We start from the raw sequence: 18,062 nt of genomic DNA, 5'->3' as shown, positions 1-18,062 counted from the left end.
GCCTGTTAGCCGCCGTCTATCAACGGTGTACAGGCGGGTGCAGATGCCTGCGCAGGATGTCGTCCAGGGCGGTGCCCATGTCCACCCGGTGGGCCACGTCCACCAGCGCCCGCACCAGGCTGAGCCCCGGATCGCGGTCGGCCAGCACCAGACCGATGTGGTGGTTGCGGGCGGGCCGCTCCATGGGCACCAGCCGCATCCCCTCGGGCACGCCGAACAGGCCGAGCCACGCGTGGGCGATGACGCTGGACCACCGCTTGGTCCCGAGGTGGGAGTAAAGGGCCGACACGGTGTCCGTCTCCACGGAGGGGCTGACGCTCACTCCGGCGTCGGCGAAGTTACGGTCCAGGATCCGGCGGTTCTGCATTACCGGGGAGAGCAGGCACAGCGGGACGCCGGCCACCTCGGCCCAGCCGACCCGCTCCCGGTCCGCCAGTTCGCAGTCCTTCGGTGTCAGCAGCAGATAGCGCTCGCGGTACAGCGGAACCGTGCGTACGTTGCCGAGCGGCTCCCCGTCCACGTAACTCATCCCCACGTCGAGGTCGAACTCGGCCAGCCGGTGCACCATTTCCCTCGACGACACCGATTCCAGCGAGATCCTGACCTGGCGGTGCTGGTCGAAGAACGGCGTGGTCAGCAGCTGTGCGGCGGTCAGCGCCGTCGGGATCGCTCCCACCCGCAGCACGCCGGTCAGCCCGCCGTCCATCGCCGCGAGGTCGTCGCGCAGGGCGTCGCGCTCCGCCAGAATCCTGCGGGCCCACATCACCACCCGCTCGCCCTCGGGGGTGAAGCCCTCGAAGCGCCTTCCCCGTCGCACGATCATGACCTTGAGCTCGCGCTCCAGCGTCCGGATACCCGCGGAGAGCGACGGCTGGGACACATGACAGGCCTCGGCGGCCCGCGCGAAGTGGCGTTCGCGCGCCAGCGCGGTCAGATACTCGAGTTGTCTCAGCAGCACGGCAGACTCCTACCCCGGCAAGACGATCCGGTGCTCGCCTGTGTACACGTTCATGGACGTGCCGCGCGCGATTGCGTCGCACCGAGGGACTCGGCGGGGTTGCGCAGCTCTTCGGCGGCGTCCGCGACGCGCCGCATCAGCTTGAGGAAGAGCGCCTGCTCCTCCGGGGCGAGCGGGGCGAGGAAGACCTGGTTCATCCTGGCCGTACGCAGCGAGACCTTACGGTGCGTACGGACCCCCTCGTCCGTGACGCGGAGCAGAAAGCGCCGGCCGTCCTGGGGGTCTCGCACCTTGTACAGCAGGCCGCGCCGGTCCAGCCTGCTGATCACCTCGGCGATGGTCGAGCGGTCCAGGCCGACCCGCTCCCCCACCGTGCGCTGGTCCAGGCCCGGGTCGGCGACCAGGGCGTTGAGGACGGCGAACTGGGGCGAGGTGGTCTCCTCGGAGACCATCGTGTTCCACAGCAGATGGTGGGCCTGCTGGAGGCGCCGTGCCAGGTGTCCTGGATGGCTGCTCAGGTCGACCGCAGACACGGCACCGTCCTCTCGTGCGTACTGCTCTCTCATCTATTCCCGGTCTCTTCGACTGCCCAGTGTACTGAGGGTATTGACCAGCCAGGTGCAGGACAGCTAGCTTCTCACCCACAAACCAATACTCAGTACACTGACTAATCATCCGAACGGAAAGGTCGCCGATGACCTCCGAGCCCCTGCCCGACGGCCTGAGCCAGCGGGACATCGACGACGAGATCGCCAAGGTGCCGGCCGCCGTGGCCGGCGGGCACCACCCGCCGCGCGACTACCCGCCGTACCGCAGCAGCCACTTGCGCCATCCGCACCGGCCGCTGATACCCATGCGCGACCCCGAGGCCGTCGAGCTGTCCGGGCCCGCCTTCGGCGTCACCGACGTCACCGACCTGGACCGCGATCTGACCCGGCAGCACCTGGGCGAGCCCCTCGGAGAGCGGATCACCGTCACCGGCCGCATCCTCGACCGCGCCGGCCGGCCGGTACGCGGCCAGCTCGTCGAGCTGTGGCAGGCCAACGCCTCCGGCAGGTACGCGCATCAGCTCGACCAGCACCCCGCGCCGCTCGACCCGAACTTCACCGGCTCCGGGCGCTGCCTCACCGACGACGAGGGCCGCTACAGCTTTACGACGATCAAGCCCGGCGCGTACCCGTGGCGCAACCACGTGAACGCATGGCGCCCGGCCCACATCCACTTCTCGCTCTTCGGGACCGCGTTCACCCAGCGTCTGGTCACGCAGATGTACTTTCCGGGCGACCCGCTCTTCGCGTATGACCCGGTGCTGCAGTCCGTCACCGACAGCGGTGCCCGCGAGCGTCTCGTGGCCGCCTATGACCACGATCTGTCCGTCCCCGAGTGGTCACTCGGATACCGCTGGGACATCGTCCTGGACGGCCCGTCAGCCACCTGGACCGAGGAAGGCCACTGATGTCCACGCCGCCCACGCCTTCGCAGACCGTCGGCCCGTTCTACGGATACGCCCTGCCGTTCACCGGCGGCGGCGAGGTCGCCCCAGCAGGCCACCCCGACACCATCACCCTGCACGGCCATGTGTACGACGGTGCCGGAAACCCCGTACCGGACGCGCTCGTCGAGACCTGGCAGCCCGCTCCGGACGGCTCCCGCACGGGACGGCCGGGATCGCTGCGCCACGACCCCGTCACCGGCAGGGTCGTCGGCCGCGACGGCGTGGACTTCACCGGTTTCGGCCGGGTGCCGACCGATGCCGACGGTCGCTGGGCCGTCCGTACGCTTCCGCCCGGCGGAGTCCCGTACATCTGCGTCGCCGTTTTCGCCCGCGGTTTGCTGCACCACCTGTACACACGCGCCTATCTGGAGGACACGCCCGGGGACGCACTCCTCGACACACTCGAACCGGCCCGGCGGGCAACACTGATCGCCCACTCCGGACCGCACGGCACGTACCGCTTCGACGTCCGCCTGCAGGGCGACGGCGAAACGGTCTTCCTGGAGTTCTGATTCCGATGACGTACGAGAGCGACGACGGACTGCTGGCCCCCGGGCGGGCGGGCTCCCCCGCCGAGTCCGCCACCTCCGACGCCGCGTTCCTCCAGGCGATGCTCGATGCCGAGGCGGCGCTCACTCGCGCGCAGGCAGCGTGCGGGCTCGCGCCCGAGGAAGCGGCCCGGGCGGTGACTTCAGCGGCGGACGCGGCCCACTTCGACGTACGCGACGTGGCTCTGCGCGCCCGCTCCGGCGGCAATCCGGTGATCCCGCTGGTCGGGGACCTGACCGCCGCGGTGCCGCATGAGGCGGCCGAGTATGTCCACCGGGGAGCCACCAGTCAGGACATCCTCGACACGGCGGCGATGCTGGTCGCCTCGCGGACGCTGTCCCTCATCCTCGACGACCTCGGACGGACCTCCGGCGCGCTGGAGCGGCTGGCCCGGGAGCACCGCGACACGGTGATGCCGGGCCGCACACTCACCCAGCACGCCGTGCCGACCACGTTCGGGCTGAAGGCGGCCGGCTGGCGGTCACTGGTGCTGGACGCCCGCGACCGCCTCGCTGCTGTACGGGAGTCCCTGCCTGCCCAACTCGGCGGCGCGGCAGGCACTTTGGCGGCCTTCAGCGCCTGGGCGGACACCGGCGAGGTGGTGGGACCACGACTGGTGGCCGCGTACGCGCAGGAGACCGGGCTCAGGGAGCCGCCGCTGCCCTGGCACACCCTGCGCACTCCGGTCGCCGACCTCGCGGGCGCCCTCGCTTTCACGGCGGGGGCACTGGGCAAGGCGGCCGTCGATGTGCTCACCCTCTCCCGCACCGAGATCGGTGAGGTGCGCGAGGGCCGCGGCGGTGGCTCATCCGCAATGCCACACAAGGCCAACCCGGTACGCGCCACGCTCGTCGCTGCGGCCGCGCGACGGGCTCCCGCCCTCGCCTCCGTGCTGTACGCCTCGATGGCGGCCGAGGACGAGCGGCCGGCCGGCGCCTGGCACGCCGAGTGGGAGCCACTGCGCGACCTGCTGCGGCTCGTCGGGGGCGCCGCCCGGGATGCCGCCGAACTCACCGAAGGCCTGCGGGTCCATCCGGATCTGATGCGCGAACACCTCGATCTCACCGACGGGTTGATCGTCTCGGAGCGCCTGGCCGCGGTCCTCGGCGCTCGTCTGGGCCGGGCCCGCGCGAAGGGGCTCCTGGCCACCGCCGCCGAACGGGCCCGTGCGAAAGGCGAAAGCCTCACGGATGTCCTCGGCGAAGTCCCGGGCCTGGTCGGGCTCCTGCCGGCCGAACTCACCGACCCCGCCCGCTACACCGGATCCGCCGGTACCCTCACCGACCGCGCATTGGAACGCCGATGAACGACAGGCTGCTGCACCATCGTTGCGAAGGCCCCGCCACCGCTCCCCCGCTCCTGCTCGGCCCGTCCCTCGGCACCTCCACGGCCCTGTGGGACGGCGTCGCGCCCGAGCTCTCGACCGGACACCGGGTCGTACGGTGGGACCTGCCCGGCCACGGCGGCTCCCCCGCGGACCAGATCGGCCCCGGAGCGACAGTCGCCGACCTCTCCGGACTCGTACTCGGGCTCGCCGACTCGCTGGGCGTCGACCGCTTCTCGTACGCCGGAGTCTCACTCGGCGGAGCCGTCGGCCTGTGGCTCGCCGCACACCACCCCGAGCGGATCGACCGACTCGCCGTGGTCTGCTCCTCGGCGCACTTCGGCGACGCCGCGCCGTGGCGCGAGCGGGCAGCGCTGGTACGTCGCGAAGGCACGGGCCCGATCGCCCGGACGGCTGCCTCACGCTGGTTCACTCCCGGCTTCACGGTGCCTGGCCTGTTGGACGACCTTCGGCACACCGACGCGGGGGCGTACGCAGCCTGTTGCGATGCCGTGGCCACGTACGACGTGCGCGATGTGCTGCCGTCGATCACCGCCCCTACGCTGGTGATCGCGGGCCGGGACGACCCTGCCACCCCGCCCGTTCATGCCCGGGAGATCACCGACGCCGTCCCCGGCGCCACACTCACCGAACTCGCGCACGCCTCCCACCTCGCCCCCGCCGAGCGCCCGGATGCCGTACTCGCCGCCCTGCGCGCCCACTTCACGGTCACGGGACCGAGCCCATGCTCCCCCGCCGTGAACGGAGCTTGATCCACCGCTCTCGTGAAAACGGCCGCCACCGCATCACCCTGGTCGCCAAGGCGGCGTATGCGATGCCGACGAGGAGTGAGGCGATCATCGACACCACCGCGAACTGGTCGTCCAGTCGCGGGAAGACCTGCCAGTGCGTCACGTAGATGTAGAGAGAGCTGCCGGCCAGTACGCCTGCCACTCGGTTGACGGAGGCCAGACTCGGCAGATTCCGCACCCACACCAGGAGTGCGAGGCCGGCGATGATGACCGCCTCGCGGGCCGGCTGCCCGAAGAAGCCCGGAACTGTCGCCATGGCTGCGACCGTCACCAGCAGCCGCTGCCGCACAGTGACCGCCTTCGCGGCGGCCCACCCCATGGCGAAGAGCCAGAAGACGGTGACCGCCAGCGGAATGTGGCCGCGGGCGTCGAGGCCGAAGAGGTCGTAGCGCCCGATCAGCCCGAGCGTCATCAGGGCCGCGGGAACGGCGAAGGGGAAGCGCCTCTCGGTGCGGTCCACGAGCGGTACGGCGAGCACGGCGGCGACGGCCGCCAGGATGTAGACCAGGGCCTCGATGAACCAGAAGCCGGTGTGCGGTCCGAGGAGGCTGGTGAGCAGCAGGACGTCGGTGAGCCGATAGTCGTCGGTGACCAGCAGCATCAGCGCCAGCCAGGCCACGCTCGGCGCGGCGATCCGTGTGATGCTCCGCCCGAGGTTCCGCAGGCGCTCGCGGCGGTCGGCCGAAGTGAGGTGGAAGCGGGCGAAGTTGTACCCGGCGACTCCCAGCAGCACATGGGCGCCGCCCTTGACCATGAAGAGATGGATGTGCGAGCCGACGATCAGCACGATGGCGACGGCGCGCAGGGCGACCCCGGTCTCCAGGGTGCGGCGGCGGGTTTTCGGCCGGTCCTCGGCCGGCTGCCCCGACGGCTTCCTGAGCTCACGGATCGGGAGCGTGTGCCAGTTGTCGGGCAGATGGCCGAGCGCCTCCTCGAGGTTCAGTGACATCTCGACGTGCGACAGCGAGTCGCCGCCCAGGCTGACGAAGCTGCTGTCCTCTGTGACCTGGTCCCGGTCGAGAATCTCCGCGTACAGCCGGCACAGGTCAACGGGTCCGGCGGGCGTCGTCCGCCGGGCCGGTACGGTTTTCGCCGCCTCTGCGGACGCCTCGGGCCGGGTCAGTTCGCGTATGGCCCGGTAGTCGGCCTTTCCCGTGGCGAGCCGGGGCAGTTCGGCGAGGACACGGACACGCACGGCGCGGGCCGGCAGGCCGCATTCGCCGGTCACCATCCGCCGCACGCGCACCGCGTCGACAGCGTCCGGATCGCCCGAGACGGCCACTACCAACTCGTCGTCGTCACCGGTGCAGCAGGAGGTGATGCCGTGCTTCTCGAGCATCGCCTCGACCTGTTGCGGATCGATCCGCAGGCCGAGGATCTTCACGAACCGGCTTCGCCGCCCGAGCAGTTCGTAGAGCCCGTCGGGGGTGCGCCGGGCGATGTCACCGGTGTGCAGCTCGTCGATGGACCGGCCCAGCCCGAGGTCGTCAGGGCTTTCGGCGTAGCCGAGCATGACGTTGGGGCCCGCGTACACCAGCTCGCCGGTGTCCTGGCCGGGCCAGTCCGGCAGCGGCTGCAACCGGAAGGAGCCGCCGGGGATCGCGACACCGGCCGCCTCGGGATGGGCGTGAGCGAGGTCCGGTGGCAGGTACGCCATGCGGGCCGTCGCCTCGGTCTGGCCGTACATGACGAACAGGTCCCAGCCTGCGGCCCGGCCCAGGGCCGCGTAGTGCGCAACCCGGTCGGGCGCCAGCCGCCCGCCCGCCTGGGTGACGTAACGCAGATGCGGCAGCTCCATCGTGGCGAAGCCGACCCGGTCGAGCAGGTCGAAGGTGTAGGGAACCCCGGCCAGCGTCGAACCTCGGCCGGTCCGGAACAGCTCCCAGAAGGAGGCGTCGGCGACCGACAGGTCGGTGAGGATCAGGCCGGCGCCGCGCAGCAGATGGCTGTGGATGACGGAGAGGCCGTAGCAGTAGTGCATGGGCAGGGTCGTGGCCGCGCGGTCGCTGTCACGGATGCCCAGGTATTCCGCGATGGATTCCGCGTTGGCCTGCAGGTTCTCGTGCGACAGGCGGACGAGTTTGGGTGATCCCGTGGAGCCTGAGGTGCTGAGCAGCAGCGCGAGGTCCGGGTGCAGGGTGTGCGCTGAGACCGCGCGTCGCTCGTCGAGCACCCATGCGCCGCCGTCGGGGCGTGCCACGACGTCCGGGTTGTAGGCGTCGGTCAGCGACTGCACGGCTTCGGCATGGTCGCCCGGCGCCAGCAGGACGGGGTGCCCCGCGGCCAGCGCCGCCAGGTGGACAACAAGAGCGTCGACCGTGTTGGCGCCGACGAGGAGGACAAGGCGCCGTTCCGGGCCGAGGCGGCGTGCGGTCTCGGTCACCCGTGCGGCGAGCTCACGGTAGGACACCGCGCCGTCGGCGGTGATGACCGCCGTGCGGTCGCCGTGGGCCGCGAGACTGCGGGCGAACGGGACGGTCTTGGTGCCTGGGAGCAGGCCGGAAGGCGCTATCACGAGCGCATCTTAGGAAAGCCTTACTTTATTTGATAGTCACAGCACAGTCACGGCCGATCCACTGAAGATCCACAGAACAGCCGCCGGTAGGGTCGGCTTCGCCGCCCGGTCGCCCACCGCGGACCTGTTGTGTACGTCACCCTTGACGATTAGGTTAGCTTTACCTTATTCATAGGGCGTTCAAAGGTTCCTCCGCGGCACCGCTACGCCGCTCGCTCCCTGACGACGCGACGTGCGGCGACGGAAGTGAGCCACGCAGGAAGGCTTCTCTCATGCGACGCCCCTTGGTCCGACGTCTGACCGCGCTCGTCGCGGCAGCCCTGCTTCTGCCCGCGCTCGCGGGCTGCGGCAACGACGAAGACGACGCCGGGCTCGTCATCTACTCCGGCCGCAACGAGAAGCTGGTCAAACCGCTGCTGGACGAGCTGGAGAAGGCTGTCGGCACCAAGGTCGCTGTCCGCTACGGCGACAGCGCCGAGCTGGCTGCCCAGATCCTGGAGGAGGGCGACAAGACCAAGGCCGGGCTGTTCTTCTCCCAGGACGCCGGAGCCCTTGGAGCCCTCTCCAGGAAGGGCCGTCTGCAGAAGCTGCCGCAGACGTCGCTGGACCAGGTCGACGCGGCGTTCCGCGGCGGCGCGGGCGACTGGGTGGGCACCTCCGGGCGCGTGCGCGTCCTCGCGTACAACCCTGGCAAGGTCACCAAAGTGCCGGACAGCGTCCACGAGCTGACCAAGCCGGAGTGGAAGGGCAAGATCGGATACGTCCCGACCAACGCCTCCTTCCAGGCCTTCGTCACGGGCATGCGCGTCCTGGAGGGCGACGAAGCCACCCGCACCTGGCTGAAGGGCCTGAAGGCCAACGATCCGAAGGTGTACGAGAACAACCTCAAGGTGCTGGACGCGGTCGGGGAGGGCGAGGTCTCCCTCGGCCTGGTCAACCACTACTACTGGTACGAGCAGGTCGCCGAGAAGGGCGAGGACAAGGTGGGCGCAAAGATCCACTTCCTGCCGGGCGGCGACCCTGGCGCCCTCGTGAACGCAGCCGGAGTCGGCATCCTCAAGGGCAGCGACCAGGCCCCCGTGGCCCAGAAGGCCGTCGACTTCCTGCTCTCGAAGAAGGCGCAGACCTACTTCGCCGAGGACACCAAGGAATACCCGCTGGCCGCCGGCGTCACCAGCACGGTCAAGGACCTGCCGCCGCTGGACTCCCTCGACGCCCCCAAGATCGACCTCGGCAAGCTCGAATCGCTTCAGGAGACCCTGAAGATGCTGCAGGATGCCGGGATGGTCTGAGCCGTCATGCACGCCAAGGATCCCGTCGTCCGGACGGATCCCGCTGCCCGCCCGGCCGGCACTCCCGCGCCGGCCGGGCGGCTGAGTGCTGGGCGCCGACCGCCGGCCGTCCTGCTGGTGCCGGCCACTGTCGCCGCGCTGTTCGCGCTGCTGCCGCTCGGCTATCTCGCGGTGCGCTCCCTGGAACGCGGCCCCGGCTTCGCCTGGAACGTCGTCGCCAATGAGCGCACCGCCCAGCTGCTCGGCCGCAGTCTCGGGCTCGCCGCCGTCGTTGTGACGGCCTGCCTGCTCCTGGGTGTCTCGCTGGCCTGGCTGACCGTGCGGACCTCGCTGCCCGGCGCCCGCGTCTGGTCGGTGCTGGTCACCCTGCCGCTGGCCGTGCCGAGCTATGTCGCGGCCTTCGCCTGGCTCTCCGCCTTCCCGGAACTGGCGGGCTTCTCGGGAGCCGCGCTGGCGCTGACGCTGGTCAGCTTCCCGTACGTCTACCTGCCGGTCACTGCGGCGCTGCGCGGCACCGATCCGGCACAGGAAGAAGTGTCCCGCTCGCTCGGCCTCGGGCCGCTGCGGACCTTCCTGCGTGTCACGCTGCCCCAGATTCGCCCCGCGGCGGCGGGAGGCGCGGTGCTGGTCGCGCTGTATGTGCTGTCCGACTTCGGCGCGGTCTCCCTGATGCGCTACGACACCTTCACCCGCGGCATCTACACGTCCTACCGGTCAAGTTTCGACCGCACCCCGGCCGCCGCGCTGAGCGTCGTGCTGGTGGTGATGACAGTGGCACTGGTCGCCCTTGAGGCGCGTACGCGGGGACGCGCGGGGCACGCCAGGACCGGTACCGGCACAGCACGCCGCGCCGTGCCCGCACCGCTGGGCCGGTGGCGGGTGCCCGCGCTGGCCTGGTGCGCGGCGGTCACGGCCGTCGCCGTGGTCACTCCGCTGGCCACGCTCGGATACTGGCTGGCCGTCGGCAACTCCGCGACCTGGGACCCGGCCGGACTTCTCGACATCGCGGCCACGACGCTCGGCATCGCCGCCGCGGGCGCCGCACTCACCACGCTGCTCGCCCTGCCCGTCGGGGTGATCGCCGCCCGCCACCGGGGCCGGACCGCGCATCTGCTGGAACAGTCCGCCTACGCGGGCCACGCCCTGCCGGGCATCACCGTCGCGCTGTCCCTGGTCTTCTTCGCCGTCCGCTACGCCGAACCGCTCTACCAGGAACTCCCGTTGCTGGTCTGCGCGTACGCCGTGCTCTTCCTGCCCGTGGCGGTGGCCGCCACCCGCACCGCCGTGCTCCAGGCCCCACCTGTCCTGGAGGACGTCGCACGCTCACTCGGCCGCAGCCCGCTGCGCGTCCTGCGTGAGATCACCGTGCCGCTGGCCGCACCCGGCGTCGCCGCCGGGGCCGCCCTGACCTTCGTGGTCTGCATGAAGGAACTGCCCGCCACCCTGCTGCTGCGCCCCACCGGTATGGACACCCTCGCCACCCGCCTGTGGACGGAGACCGGAACAGGATCGTTCGCCGCCGCCGCCCCGTACGCCGCCATCCTGATCCTGCTGGCCGCCGTCCCCTCCTACCTCCTCGGGAGGCACCGCACATGACCGCTCTGCAGATCACCGGAGTGTCCAAGGCCTACGGCCCGGACGCGGCCGTCCTCAAGGGGGTGGACCTCACCGTCCCCGGCGGCGCGCTCGCTGCCGTGCTCGGTCCGTCCGGCTGCGGCAAGACCACCCTGCTCCGCATCATCGCCGGCTTCCTGCGCGCCGACTCGGGCACCATCACGGTCGCAGGACGCACCCTGACCGCCCCAGGGCTGAACCTGCCACCGGAGAGCCGGAGCATCGGCATCGTCCCGCAGGAAGGCGCGCTCTTCCCGCACTTGAGCGTCGCTCGCAACGTCGCCTTCGGCCTGACCGGCACCGATCGCGGCAAGCGCCGCAGCCGGTCGGAAGAGATGCTCGAACTCGTCGGCCTGGGCGGATACGGCAACCGGATGCCCCATGAACTCTCCGGCGGTCAGCAGCAACGCGTCGCCCTGGCCCGAGCCCTGGCACCAAAACCCGCGCTGGTCCTGCTCGATGAGCCGTTCAACGCCCTCGACAGCTCCCTGCGCGCGGGAGTCCGGGCAGATGTCCGCGCCGCCCTGCACGCCACCGGCGCCACCGCCGTTCTGGTCACCCACGACCAACAGGAAGCCCTCTCCACGGCCGACCTCGTCGCGGTCGTACGAAACGGGAAGGTCGCCCAGTGCGACACGCCCCAGGAGGTCTACCAGCACCCCGCCGACCCCTGGGTGGCCCGTTTCGTCGGCGACGCCGTACTTCTGCCGGCAACCGCCGCCAACGGCACAGCCACCACCGCGCTGGGCCGGTTGCCCCTCGCACCGACCGCCGGGGACAGCCGCACCGGGACCGTTCTCCTGCGGCCCGAGCAACTGCAACTCACCGAAACCGCAACGGCAGTCCAGGGCACCGTGACCGAGGTGAGCTTCTACGGCCACGACGCCATGGTCACCGTCGACGTCGACGGGCTGACGAGTCCGGTGGACATCCGAGTCGCCGGTCCCGTTGCCGTACGCCCCGGCCAGCGCACCGGCATCCACGTCACGGGCGAGGCGACCCTGCACTCCTGAGCATGCTGGTCGTTGAACGACGGCGCCGCGCCCCGGACCGCTCAGTCCGCGCGCCCCCGGACCGCTCAGTCTGTGTCCTTCGGCGTCGGGGCCGGGCCTGTGTCGCGCTCCCGCCAGCCTCCTCAACCCGGTCCCAGCGCGGGTTCCGCCGTTCGCGCGGTATCCTCCGCCTCCCTGCGGGTGAGTCCTCGATGACGTACGGGCTCCTGCTCGGCCCGGCCGAAGGCCTCGTCCCACGCGGCGTTCGCCGCGCGGCTGGCGAGCAGCGCCCGCCGTACGTCCGCGGGGCGTGGATGACGCCGATGGCGATGAGGAAGGTCACCACGATCAGCACCCGCGCTCCGGTGTCGGCCTCGAACTCCGGCGATTCGCTCAACTTCATCCGCACGACGAGGCCGACGGCGATCAGCAAGGCGCCGGCCAGGAACGGCAGCCGCCAGGCCCAGTCGCTGTTCGGTCAGCGGCTTGTTGACGATCAGCTGGGCTCGGAATAGCTGCACGTGAGATAGAGCGCCTTCCCGATCAGGGCGAGGTTCTCCTTCGAGAAGTTCTCGCACGCATAGCAGAGCGATATCGGAAAGTTTCCGTACAGGCTCATGGCGAAGCACAGGGCCGCAATATCTTCGCCCCGTTCGCCGAATTCATCAGCGTCTATCGCTTCATTGACGCGCTGAATGTCCAGACCGACCCAGAGCTCGCCATTCTCGTCCAGGCCACCGTCCGCATCTTCCGCAGCCGCGGGTCGCTGAGCCAAGTACCGTGCTGCTCGCTCGCGGAGCTCGAGGCGCTGACTACAACGGCTGACCGGGTACCTGCCAGGGGACTCTGCCGGTGGCTTGACGCGGGAGCACTGGCCGGGCGGGCTCGTACATTGCGATCTCGGCGCCAGGTCGCCCGCAACGCCGGCATCGCAAGACGGCGCCGGCCGGGAGCCGCAACTCGCTGCTGCCGACGCCACCGGCCTGATTACCGCACTCGCACCGCTGACTTCAGCGCGGATTGCGCCAATGACACAGCTCTCCGGAGATTTCGTATCACTCGTGTAACAGCAGGCGGCATTAGCGCTGGGATCGGCCGGTATGGCCCCAACGGGCCTGAGTCCTAAGGGAGTTGAGGGATTGCGCCCCCTTGTCACTCCGGCCGCTTGTTCCACATAATCGCAGGGCGCTTTGCGGACTCATCCCCCACTGGGTTCGGACGCCTTGCGGCGTGCTGCCGTTTTTCAACGCACTTCATTCGGTGGCGACTTCCGGTTCCGTGGGTTGGCATGAGCTCGCCATTGAGGCGTACCCCCCACGAGAGGAAGTCCGTTGAAGAGCTACCTGAAGCACCTCAGGACGACCACCGCGATCGGTGCCGTCGCCCTCGCCGCCTTCAGCCTCCAGCCCGGCGCGGCCAACGCCGCGTCCACACCGACCCCACGCGGTGACGTAGGCACGAAGGTCGTCGGCGGGACCAAGGCCGATCAGGGTGAATTTGCGTTCATGGTCCGCCTGTCCATGGGCTGTGGCGGCGCGCTGTACGCCAAGGACATCGTTCTGACCGCCGCCCACTGCGTCGACGGCAGCGGCCCGAACACCGGCATCACCGCGACGGCGGGCGTCGTCGACCTGGAGGACTCCAACGCGATAAGCGTGAAGTCCACCGAGGTCCTCCAGGCGCCCGGGTACAACGGCAAGGGCAAGGACTGGGCGCTGATCAAGCTCGAGAAGCCGATCGATCTGCCGACCCTGCCGATCGCCGGCGACGACAAGTTCAACACCGGTGACTTCGACATCGCCGGCTGGGGCGCGGACAAGGAAGGCGGCAGCCAGCAGCGCTATCTGCTCAAGGCCAAGGTCCCGTCCATCGACGACGCCACCTGTCAGAAGGCGTACGGCGACCAGCTGACCCCCGGCGAAGAGCTCTGCGCCGGGATTCTGGACACCGGCGGCGTCGACACCTGCCAGGGCGACTCCGGCGGCCCCATGTTCCGCAAGGACGACGCGGGCGCCTGGATCCAGGTCGGCATCGTCAGCTGGGGCGAGGGCTGCGCGCGCCCGGGCAAGCCCGGCGTCTACACCGAGGTGAGCACCTTCGCGGCGGACATCAAGCAGGCCGCCGACGGGCTGGGCGGCTGACGCCGGTCAGTAAGTGTTGAGCAGTTGAGCACCACCGCGTCCCGGCGCCGGGCCTCTGGCCGCACGGCACCGGGACGCGGCTCGGTCGGGGGCCTCTGACCGGTCGGGCTCCGGTCGGCGAAATTCGCACGCGGCCGTGCCTGAGGTGCGGAGCGAGGCCGTAACAGTCTGACCGAACGGCCTGATACTGGCTCGCCATGCGAGTTCGGGCGCCCCCGTAGTACCCGGCCCAAACGGCGCGGGGCGGCCGGCGGATTGCCCCGCCGGCCGCCCCGCTTCAGCGAATCAGCTCCTGCCGAGCATCTTGTTCATCTGCTCGATCTCGGCCGTCTGAGCCTTGATCACATCGTCGGCCAGATTCTTGGCGGGGTCGTACTTGCCCTCCGCCTTCTCGGTCTTGGCCATTTCGATGGCGCCCTCGTGATGCTTGATCATCATCTCGGCGAACGCCTTGTCGAACTCGGCGCCCTTCGCCTTCTTCAGCTCGTCCATGTCGTCCGTGCTCATCATGCCGGGCATGGACGGCGACATGTCGTGGCCCGTGCCGGTCATGTCGGCGGGGACCTCCTCGCCCCACGAGGTGAGCCAGCCGGACAAGGTCTTGATCTCGGGGTCCTGGGCGCCCTTGATCTTCGTGGCCAGGTCCTTGGTCTCGGTGGACGAGGCGCGCGTGGCAGCCAGTTCGGCCATCTCCACCGCCTGGCGGTGGTGCTGGATCATCTCCATGGAAAAGGAGACATCCGCCGCGCTGTGGTCCCCTGCCTTCGCCGGTGCCGTGGTGGCGGACGACGAGGAGCCGGGCTTCATGGACCCCATGTCGTGCCCGCCACCGCCACAGGCGGCCAAGACCAGGGCAGCCACTCCGGTGGCGGCGACGAGGGCGGTACGACGGATCAGCTTGTGGTGCGCGTTCATGCGGGAAACTCCTGGGATTTGTCTGTGAAAGAGCATGGCGAATCGCGGCGCCGCGCCCAGTACGGACAGATAGCGGCGTCGCGTGGCCTGCCCTTAAATCCGCAGGAGTTGCAATTCTGAGAGAGAGGGAGGCGCCCTGCCTCCGTCGGGACCGCTACCAGTGGCGGTGATCGGCCCCTCGGCACCCTCGGCATGACCGATCGCTGCCGGGGCGAGGGCGGGAAGCACGGGAGACCCGGCCACGCCGCTTGAGGCACACGTCGCATCGGCGTGATCCGCGTGCCCGCTACGCCCGTGACCGTCGTGGCCGCACTCGTCCGGCGCGTCCATGACGGCGGCGACCTGCTGGGGCTCAGCAGTACGCACATGCCCCGTCATATGTGCCGCGGCCGGTGCGGACCCGAGGCCGTGCATACCAAGCAGCCCTATGAGCAGCCCGAACACGAGAAGCCCGGTGAGCCGCAACAGTGGTTGCGGCTCACCGGGCTTCTCATTGCGTGACATCGCCCCCATCGTAAACACAGGCCACGCGGACCGCGTTCACACTCCCGCCTACTATGTCCTTACGTACAACAGGCGCGAAGGGAAAGGGAATCGGGGCCATGCGTCGGCTGGGGGAACTCGAGGCGGAGATTATGGACCGCCTCTGGAGATGGAACCGCCCCGCCACGGTGCGGGAAATCGTCGACGACATCAATGAACAGCGACCCCTCGCGTACACGACCGTGATGACCGTCACCAACATCCTGTTCCACAAGGGCTGGCTGCTGCGCGGCAAGCAGGGGCGGGCCTGGTTGTACACGCCAGTACGCAGCCGCGAGGCATAGTCGGCGGCTCTGATGGAGGACGCACTCGGGGCGAGCGAGGACCGGTCGGCCGCTCTTGTCCAGTTCGTAGAGAAGATGCCCGACGACGAGGTTGCGGCCCTGCGCGAGGCCCTGCGAAACGTGGGCCGACGGACCGAACCGTGAACGCGGCCCCGGCCCTGCTCGGCCATGCGGTCGCCGTCGGCTGTGCCGCGCCGCGGATCTTGCTGCGCAGTGCCTGGCCGCACCGGGCCCCTGTCCTCGCCGCGGCCGTGTGGCACGCGCTGGCTGCCTCATTCTCCATCTCCGCCGCTCTCGCGGCGTTCCATCTCGCGGCGCCGGCCGAACAGTGGGCTTGGTGGGCGCCCCGCAATCGAGCTCATGTTCGACAATGATCGATGACCTGCTGCTTGCGACTGGACACTACTCGTGACCATGGGGGCGCCCGTCAAGCTCTCCACCGACCGGAACTGCCTTGGTTCCGCATAATGAACAGGAGAGCGGCGGTGGAAGGGGACGTCTCGTGCCATCTGATCGGCCAGGGGGCGAGAAGGCTCATGGCCCGTTCTGGTCCGAGCCAGGGGCGCTGCTGGAGCACGTGCCTGTGGCTGTCTTCGGTATCGACGACGACAACCTGGTCTGTTACTGGGGGCCTGGCGCTCGCGACCTTTTCGGGTACGACTCCGCCGCGGTCCTGTCTAAGCCTGGTGCCGTTCTCTTCCCCGACGCCCCCCAAGGCGCCTCCGATTCGTGCACCCTTTTGGTGGAGCGGGGCCGGACTCTGGGGTACTGGCGTGGCCGGCTGGCGGCACGGCATCGTGACGGCACGGTCTTCGACTGCGGCTTCCGGGTCTTTCCCATGACCGGTGCCGGGAAAAGTTCGGTGGTCATGGGCTTGGCGAGCCGCAGCGACGAGCTCGATCGGGTCAAGACCAACCTGGCCTTCCTCGACGCGCTCTTCGAGACCTGCCCCATCGGTCTGGTCATGCTCGACCAGGACCTCCGGTACGTCCACCTCAACCAGGCGCTCGCCGACATGGACGGGCTCCCCATCGAGGAGCACCTCGGGCGGCCCATGGACGAGATCATGATCACGTCCGACGGCGGCGAGTACCAGCGCATGCTCCGCTCCGTTGCCGCGGGAGGCCTGCCCGTCGTGGGAACGCTGGTGGGTATGCGCACACGGGGTCGTCGGGACCGTGACCAGGTGCGATCGGTGAGCTTCTTCCCCCTGAGCCAGGCGGTCGGCACGCCGCCCGGCGTGGGCGGGCTGCTGGTGGACGTGACCGACCGGGAGCAGGCCATGCTGGAAGCCACGGCCGGCCGTCAGCGGCTGGCTCTGCTGGACCGGGCCGCTGCCCGGATCGGCACCACCCTGGACATGAACCTCACGGCCCAGGAGCTGGTCGAAACAGCGGTTCCGGACTTCTCCGACGGCGCTGTCGTAGAGGTCGTGGAGTGGATGGACGAGGCCGAGGTATTCGACCCGGCTCTGCCGCTGTTCACCCGCCGGATCGCCTCCGGGACCATCCTGCCGCCTCCCGCCAACGAGCTCGTGAGCGGCGTGGAGAGCGTGAGTTATCCGCCCGGCTCCGTGATCCACGACATGCTGCGAACGGGCCGTCCGATCTCCGCCGTGGTGAACGAGGACTTTGTGGCCCGCACCGTCCTCATCGAGGCGCGCGCACGCCTGCTGGCCGAAAGCGGCCTGGCCTTCATCCTCGTCGCCCCGCTCATCGCCAGGGGCACCGTTCAGGGACTCGCGATGTTCGGCCGGTCCGCGGCCCGGCCGGCGTTCACCGAGGAGGATCTCAGCCTCGCCGGTGAGCTCGCCTCGCGCGCCGCGCTCTGCCTGGACAACGCACGTCTGTACAGCCGAGTACAGGACATCGCGCTCACGCTCCAACGCGCTCTGCTGCCCAGCGCACTGGCGACCAGCCCGTACGTACAGATTGCCCACCGGTATGTACCAGGCAGCCACATCACCGAAGTCGGCGGCGACTGGTACGACGTGATCAGCCTGCCCGGCGACCGGGTCGTCCTGGTGGTGGGCGACGTGATGGGGCATGGGGTGCCGGCCGCCGCCGCCATGGGCAGGCTCCGGATCACCGCCAAGGCTCTGGCCAGGCACGATCACGAACCGGACGACCTGCTCGCCGAGCTCGACGAGTGCGCCCAGGAGGCAGGCATCGAGCTGGCGACGTGCCTCTACATCGTGTACGACCCGACGACCGGCCGCGCCCGGATCGCCAGCGCCGGCCACCCCCCGCCCCTGGTACTCCACCAGGACGGCAGCGTCGAGACCATCGACGACGTTCTGGGAGTCCCTCTCGGCATCGGCGGCTACCCCTTCGGCACGACCGAGATTGAACTCCCGGAGAACGCAATCCTCGCCCTGTACACCGACGGCCTCATCGAGGCACGCAGCCGGGACATCGAGACCGGCCTGGACGCTTTGCGCGCCGAACTGGGCCGAGCGTCGGGGCCGTTGGAGGCGATGGCGGACCGCATCCTCACGAGCCTGCTGCCTGACCCACCGGCCGACGACACGGTTCTCGTCCTCGCCCGCGTCCACCGCGTCCGTCAAGGCGACCGGGCCACACTCCAATGAGCCTGTGCCGCCTCTTGAGCACGGCCACTGCCTGTTCG

General features: G+C 69.8%; 15 protein-coding genes and 2 pseudogenes. 11 read left to right on the top strand and 6 right to left on the bottom strand.

What is annotated here, in order from left to right; genetic code table 11:
- Positions 1-19: 19 nt before the first annotated feature.
- Positions 20-958, bottom strand: a complete 939-nt coding sequence (locus QFZ67_RS35025; RefSeq protein ID WP_307665054.1) for a LysR family transcriptional regulator — start codon at positions 956-958, stop codon at positions 20-22.
- Positions 959-1,008: 50 nt separating this feature from the next.
- Positions 1,009-1,491: a MarR family winged helix-turn-helix transcriptional regulator gene (locus tag QFZ67_RS35020; protein WP_307665053.1), complete on the bottom strand. Its 483-nt coding sequence runs from the start codon at positions 1,489-1,491 to the stop codon at positions 1,009-1,011.
- A 161-nt stretch (positions 1,492-1,652) separates the two neighbouring features.
- Between QFZ67_RS35020 and pcaH the strand changes: the two genes are divergently transcribed.
- From pcaH to pcaD, 4 genes and pseudogenes are all read left to right on the top strand, one after another.
- On the top strand, positions 1,653-2,414 hold the full coding sequence (gene pcaH, locus QFZ67_RS35015) for a protocatechuate 3,4-dioxygenase subunit beta (RefSeq protein ID WP_307665052.1): 762 nt from the start codon (positions 1,653-1,655) through the stop codon (positions 2,412-2,414).
- Positions 2,414-2,965, top strand: a complete 552-nt coding sequence (gene pcaG, locus QFZ67_RS35010) for a protocatechuate 3,4-dioxygenase subunit alpha (protein ID WP_307665051.1) — start codon at positions 2,414-2,416, stop codon at positions 2,963-2,965. Before pcaH ends, pcaG begins: the two co-directional genes overlap by 1 nt.
- Before the next feature lie 5 nt (positions 2,966-2,970).
- On the top strand, positions 2,971-4,308 hold the full coding sequence (pcaB, locus tag QFZ67_RS35005; protein ID WP_307665050.1) for a 3-carboxy-cis,cis-muconate cycloisomerase: 1,338 nt from the start codon (positions 2,971-2,973) through the stop codon (positions 4,306-4,308).
- Positions 4,305-5,051 (top strand): annotated as a pseudogene (pcaD, locus tag QFZ67_RS35000) (3-oxoadipate enol-lactonase); the annotation flags it as partial. The gene pcaB and the pseudogene pcaD, both read left to right, overlap by 4 nt.
- 4 nt (positions 5,052-5,055) lie before the next feature.
- On the opposite strand, the gene QFZ67_RS34995 reads toward pcaD, so the two are convergent.
- Positions 5,056-7,653, bottom strand: a complete 2,598-nt coding sequence (locus tag QFZ67_RS34995; protein ID WP_307665049.1) for an AMP-binding protein — start codon at positions 7,651-7,653, stop codon at positions 5,056-5,058.
- A 272-nt stretch (positions 7,654-7,925) separates the two neighbouring features.
- On the opposite strand from QFZ67_RS34995, the gene QFZ67_RS34990 reads away from it, so the two are divergent.
- From QFZ67_RS34990 to QFZ67_RS34975, 4 genes are all read left to right on the top strand, one after another.
- Complete coding sequence (locus tag QFZ67_RS34990; RefSeq protein ID WP_307665048.1) at positions 7,926-8,945, top strand: iron ABC transporter substrate-binding protein; 1,020 nt, start codon at positions 7,926-7,928, stop codon at positions 8,943-8,945.
- Positions 8,946-8,951: 6 nt separating this feature from the next.
- Complete coding sequence (locus tag QFZ67_RS34985; RefSeq protein ID WP_307665047.1) at positions 8,952-10,541, top strand: iron ABC transporter permease; 1,590 nt, start codon at positions 8,952-8,954, stop codon at positions 10,539-10,541.
- Positions 10,538-11,572, top strand: coding sequence for an ABC transporter ATP-binding protein (locus tag QFZ67_RS34980; protein WP_307665046.1), 1,035 nt, complete (start codon positions 10,538-10,540; stop codon positions 11,570-11,572). The genes QFZ67_RS34985 and QFZ67_RS34980 overlap by 4 nt, the downstream gene beginning before the upstream one ends.
- Before the next feature lie 191 nt (positions 11,573-11,763).
- Entirely contained in the window at positions 11,764-12,066 is a 303-nt protein-coding gene (locus QFZ67_RS34975; protein WP_307666135.1) for a hypothetical protein, read from the top strand.
- Here the strand turns inward: QFZ67_RS34975 and QFZ67_RS34970 are convergent.
- Entirely contained in the window at positions 12,048-12,326 is a 279-nt protein-coding gene (locus tag QFZ67_RS34970; protein ID WP_307665045.1) for a hypothetical protein, read from the bottom strand. The genes QFZ67_RS34975 and QFZ67_RS34970 overlap by 19 nt on opposite strands.
- 556 nt (positions 12,327-12,882) lie before the next feature.
- Here QFZ67_RS34970 and QFZ67_RS34965 point away from each other — a divergent pair.
- A complete protein-coding gene (locus QFZ67_RS34965) occupies positions 12,883-13,692 on the top strand; it encodes a trypsin-like serine protease (protein WP_307665044.1) in 810 nt (269 codons plus the stop codon).
- 285 nt (positions 13,693-13,977) lie between these two features.
- Here the strand turns inward: QFZ67_RS34965 and QFZ67_RS34960 are convergent, their stop codons facing one another.
- Together QFZ67_RS34960 and QFZ67_RS34955 are read right to left on the bottom strand one after the other, a co-directional pair.
- Positions 13,978-14,607: a DUF305 domain-containing protein gene (locus tag QFZ67_RS34960; RefSeq protein WP_307665043.1), complete on the bottom strand. Its 630-nt coding sequence runs from the start codon at positions 14,605-14,607 to the stop codon at positions 13,978-13,980.
- Between the two features lie 93 nt (positions 14,608-14,700).
- Positions 14,701-15,021 (bottom strand): DUF6153 family protein, encoded by a 321-nt coding sequence (locus QFZ67_RS34955; RefSeq protein WP_307666081.1) that lies wholly within the window; start codon positions 15,019-15,021, stop codon positions 14,701-14,703.
- Positions 15,022-15,209: 188 nt separating this feature from the next.
- Between QFZ67_RS34955 and QFZ67_RS34950 the strand changes: the two are divergent.
- Both QFZ67_RS34950 and QFZ67_RS34940 read left to right on the top strand, forming a co-directional pair.
- Positions 15,210-15,578: pseudogene (locus QFZ67_RS34950) on the top strand (BlaI/MecI/CopY family transcriptional regulator).
- Between the two features lie 358 nt (positions 15,579-15,936).
- Complete coding sequence (locus QFZ67_RS34940; protein ID WP_307665042.1) at positions 15,937-18,024, top strand: SpoIIE family protein phosphatase; 2,088 nt, start codon at positions 15,937-15,939, stop codon at positions 18,022-18,024.
- The last annotated feature ends 38 nt before the right edge of the window (positions 18,025-18,062 follow it).

Origin of the sequence: Streptomyces sp. V1I1 (genome assembly GCF_030817355.1) — a bacterium.
GTDB lineage: Bacteria > Actinomycetota > Actinomycetes > Streptomycetales > Streptomycetaceae > Streptomyces.
This window is presented reverse-complemented; position numbering and strand designations above follow the sequence as displayed.

Bases quoted from the DNA above. Each gene is read 5' to 3' on its own strand.
- pcaH (WP_307665052.1), top strand. From the start codon at position 1,653: ATGACCTCCGAGCCCCTGCCCGACGGCCTGAGCCAGCGGGACATCGAC.
- pcaG (WP_307665051.1), top strand. From the start codon at position 2,414: ATGTCCACGCCGCCCACGCCTTCGCAGACCGTCGGCCCGTTCTACGGA.
- pcaB (WP_307665050.1), top strand. From the start codon at position 2,971: ATGACGTACGAGAGCGACGACGGACTGCTGGCCCCCGGGCGGGCGGGC.
- QFZ67_RS34990 (WP_307665048.1), top strand. From the start codon at position 7,926: ATGCGACGCCCCTTGGTCCGACGTCTGACCGCGCTCGTCGCGGCAGCC.
- QFZ67_RS34985 (WP_307665047.1), top strand. From the start codon at position 8,952: ATGCACGCCAAGGATCCCGTCGTCCGGACGGATCCCGCTGCCCGCCCG.
- QFZ67_RS34980 (WP_307665046.1), top strand. From the start codon at position 10,538: ATGACCGCTCTGCAGATCACCGGAGTGTCCAAGGCCTACGGCCCGGAC.
- QFZ67_RS34975 (WP_307666135.1), top strand. From the start codon at position 11,764: ATGACGTACGGGCTCCTGCTCGGCCCGGCCGAAGGCCTCGTCCCACGC.
- QFZ67_RS34960 (WP_307665043.1), bottom strand. From the start codon at position 14,607: ATGAACGCGCACCACAAGCTGATCCGTCGTACCGCCCTCGTCGCCGCC.
- QFZ67_RS34955 (WP_307666081.1), bottom strand. From the start codon at position 15,021: ATGCACGGCCTCGGGTCCGCACCGGCCGCGGCACATATGACGGGGCAT.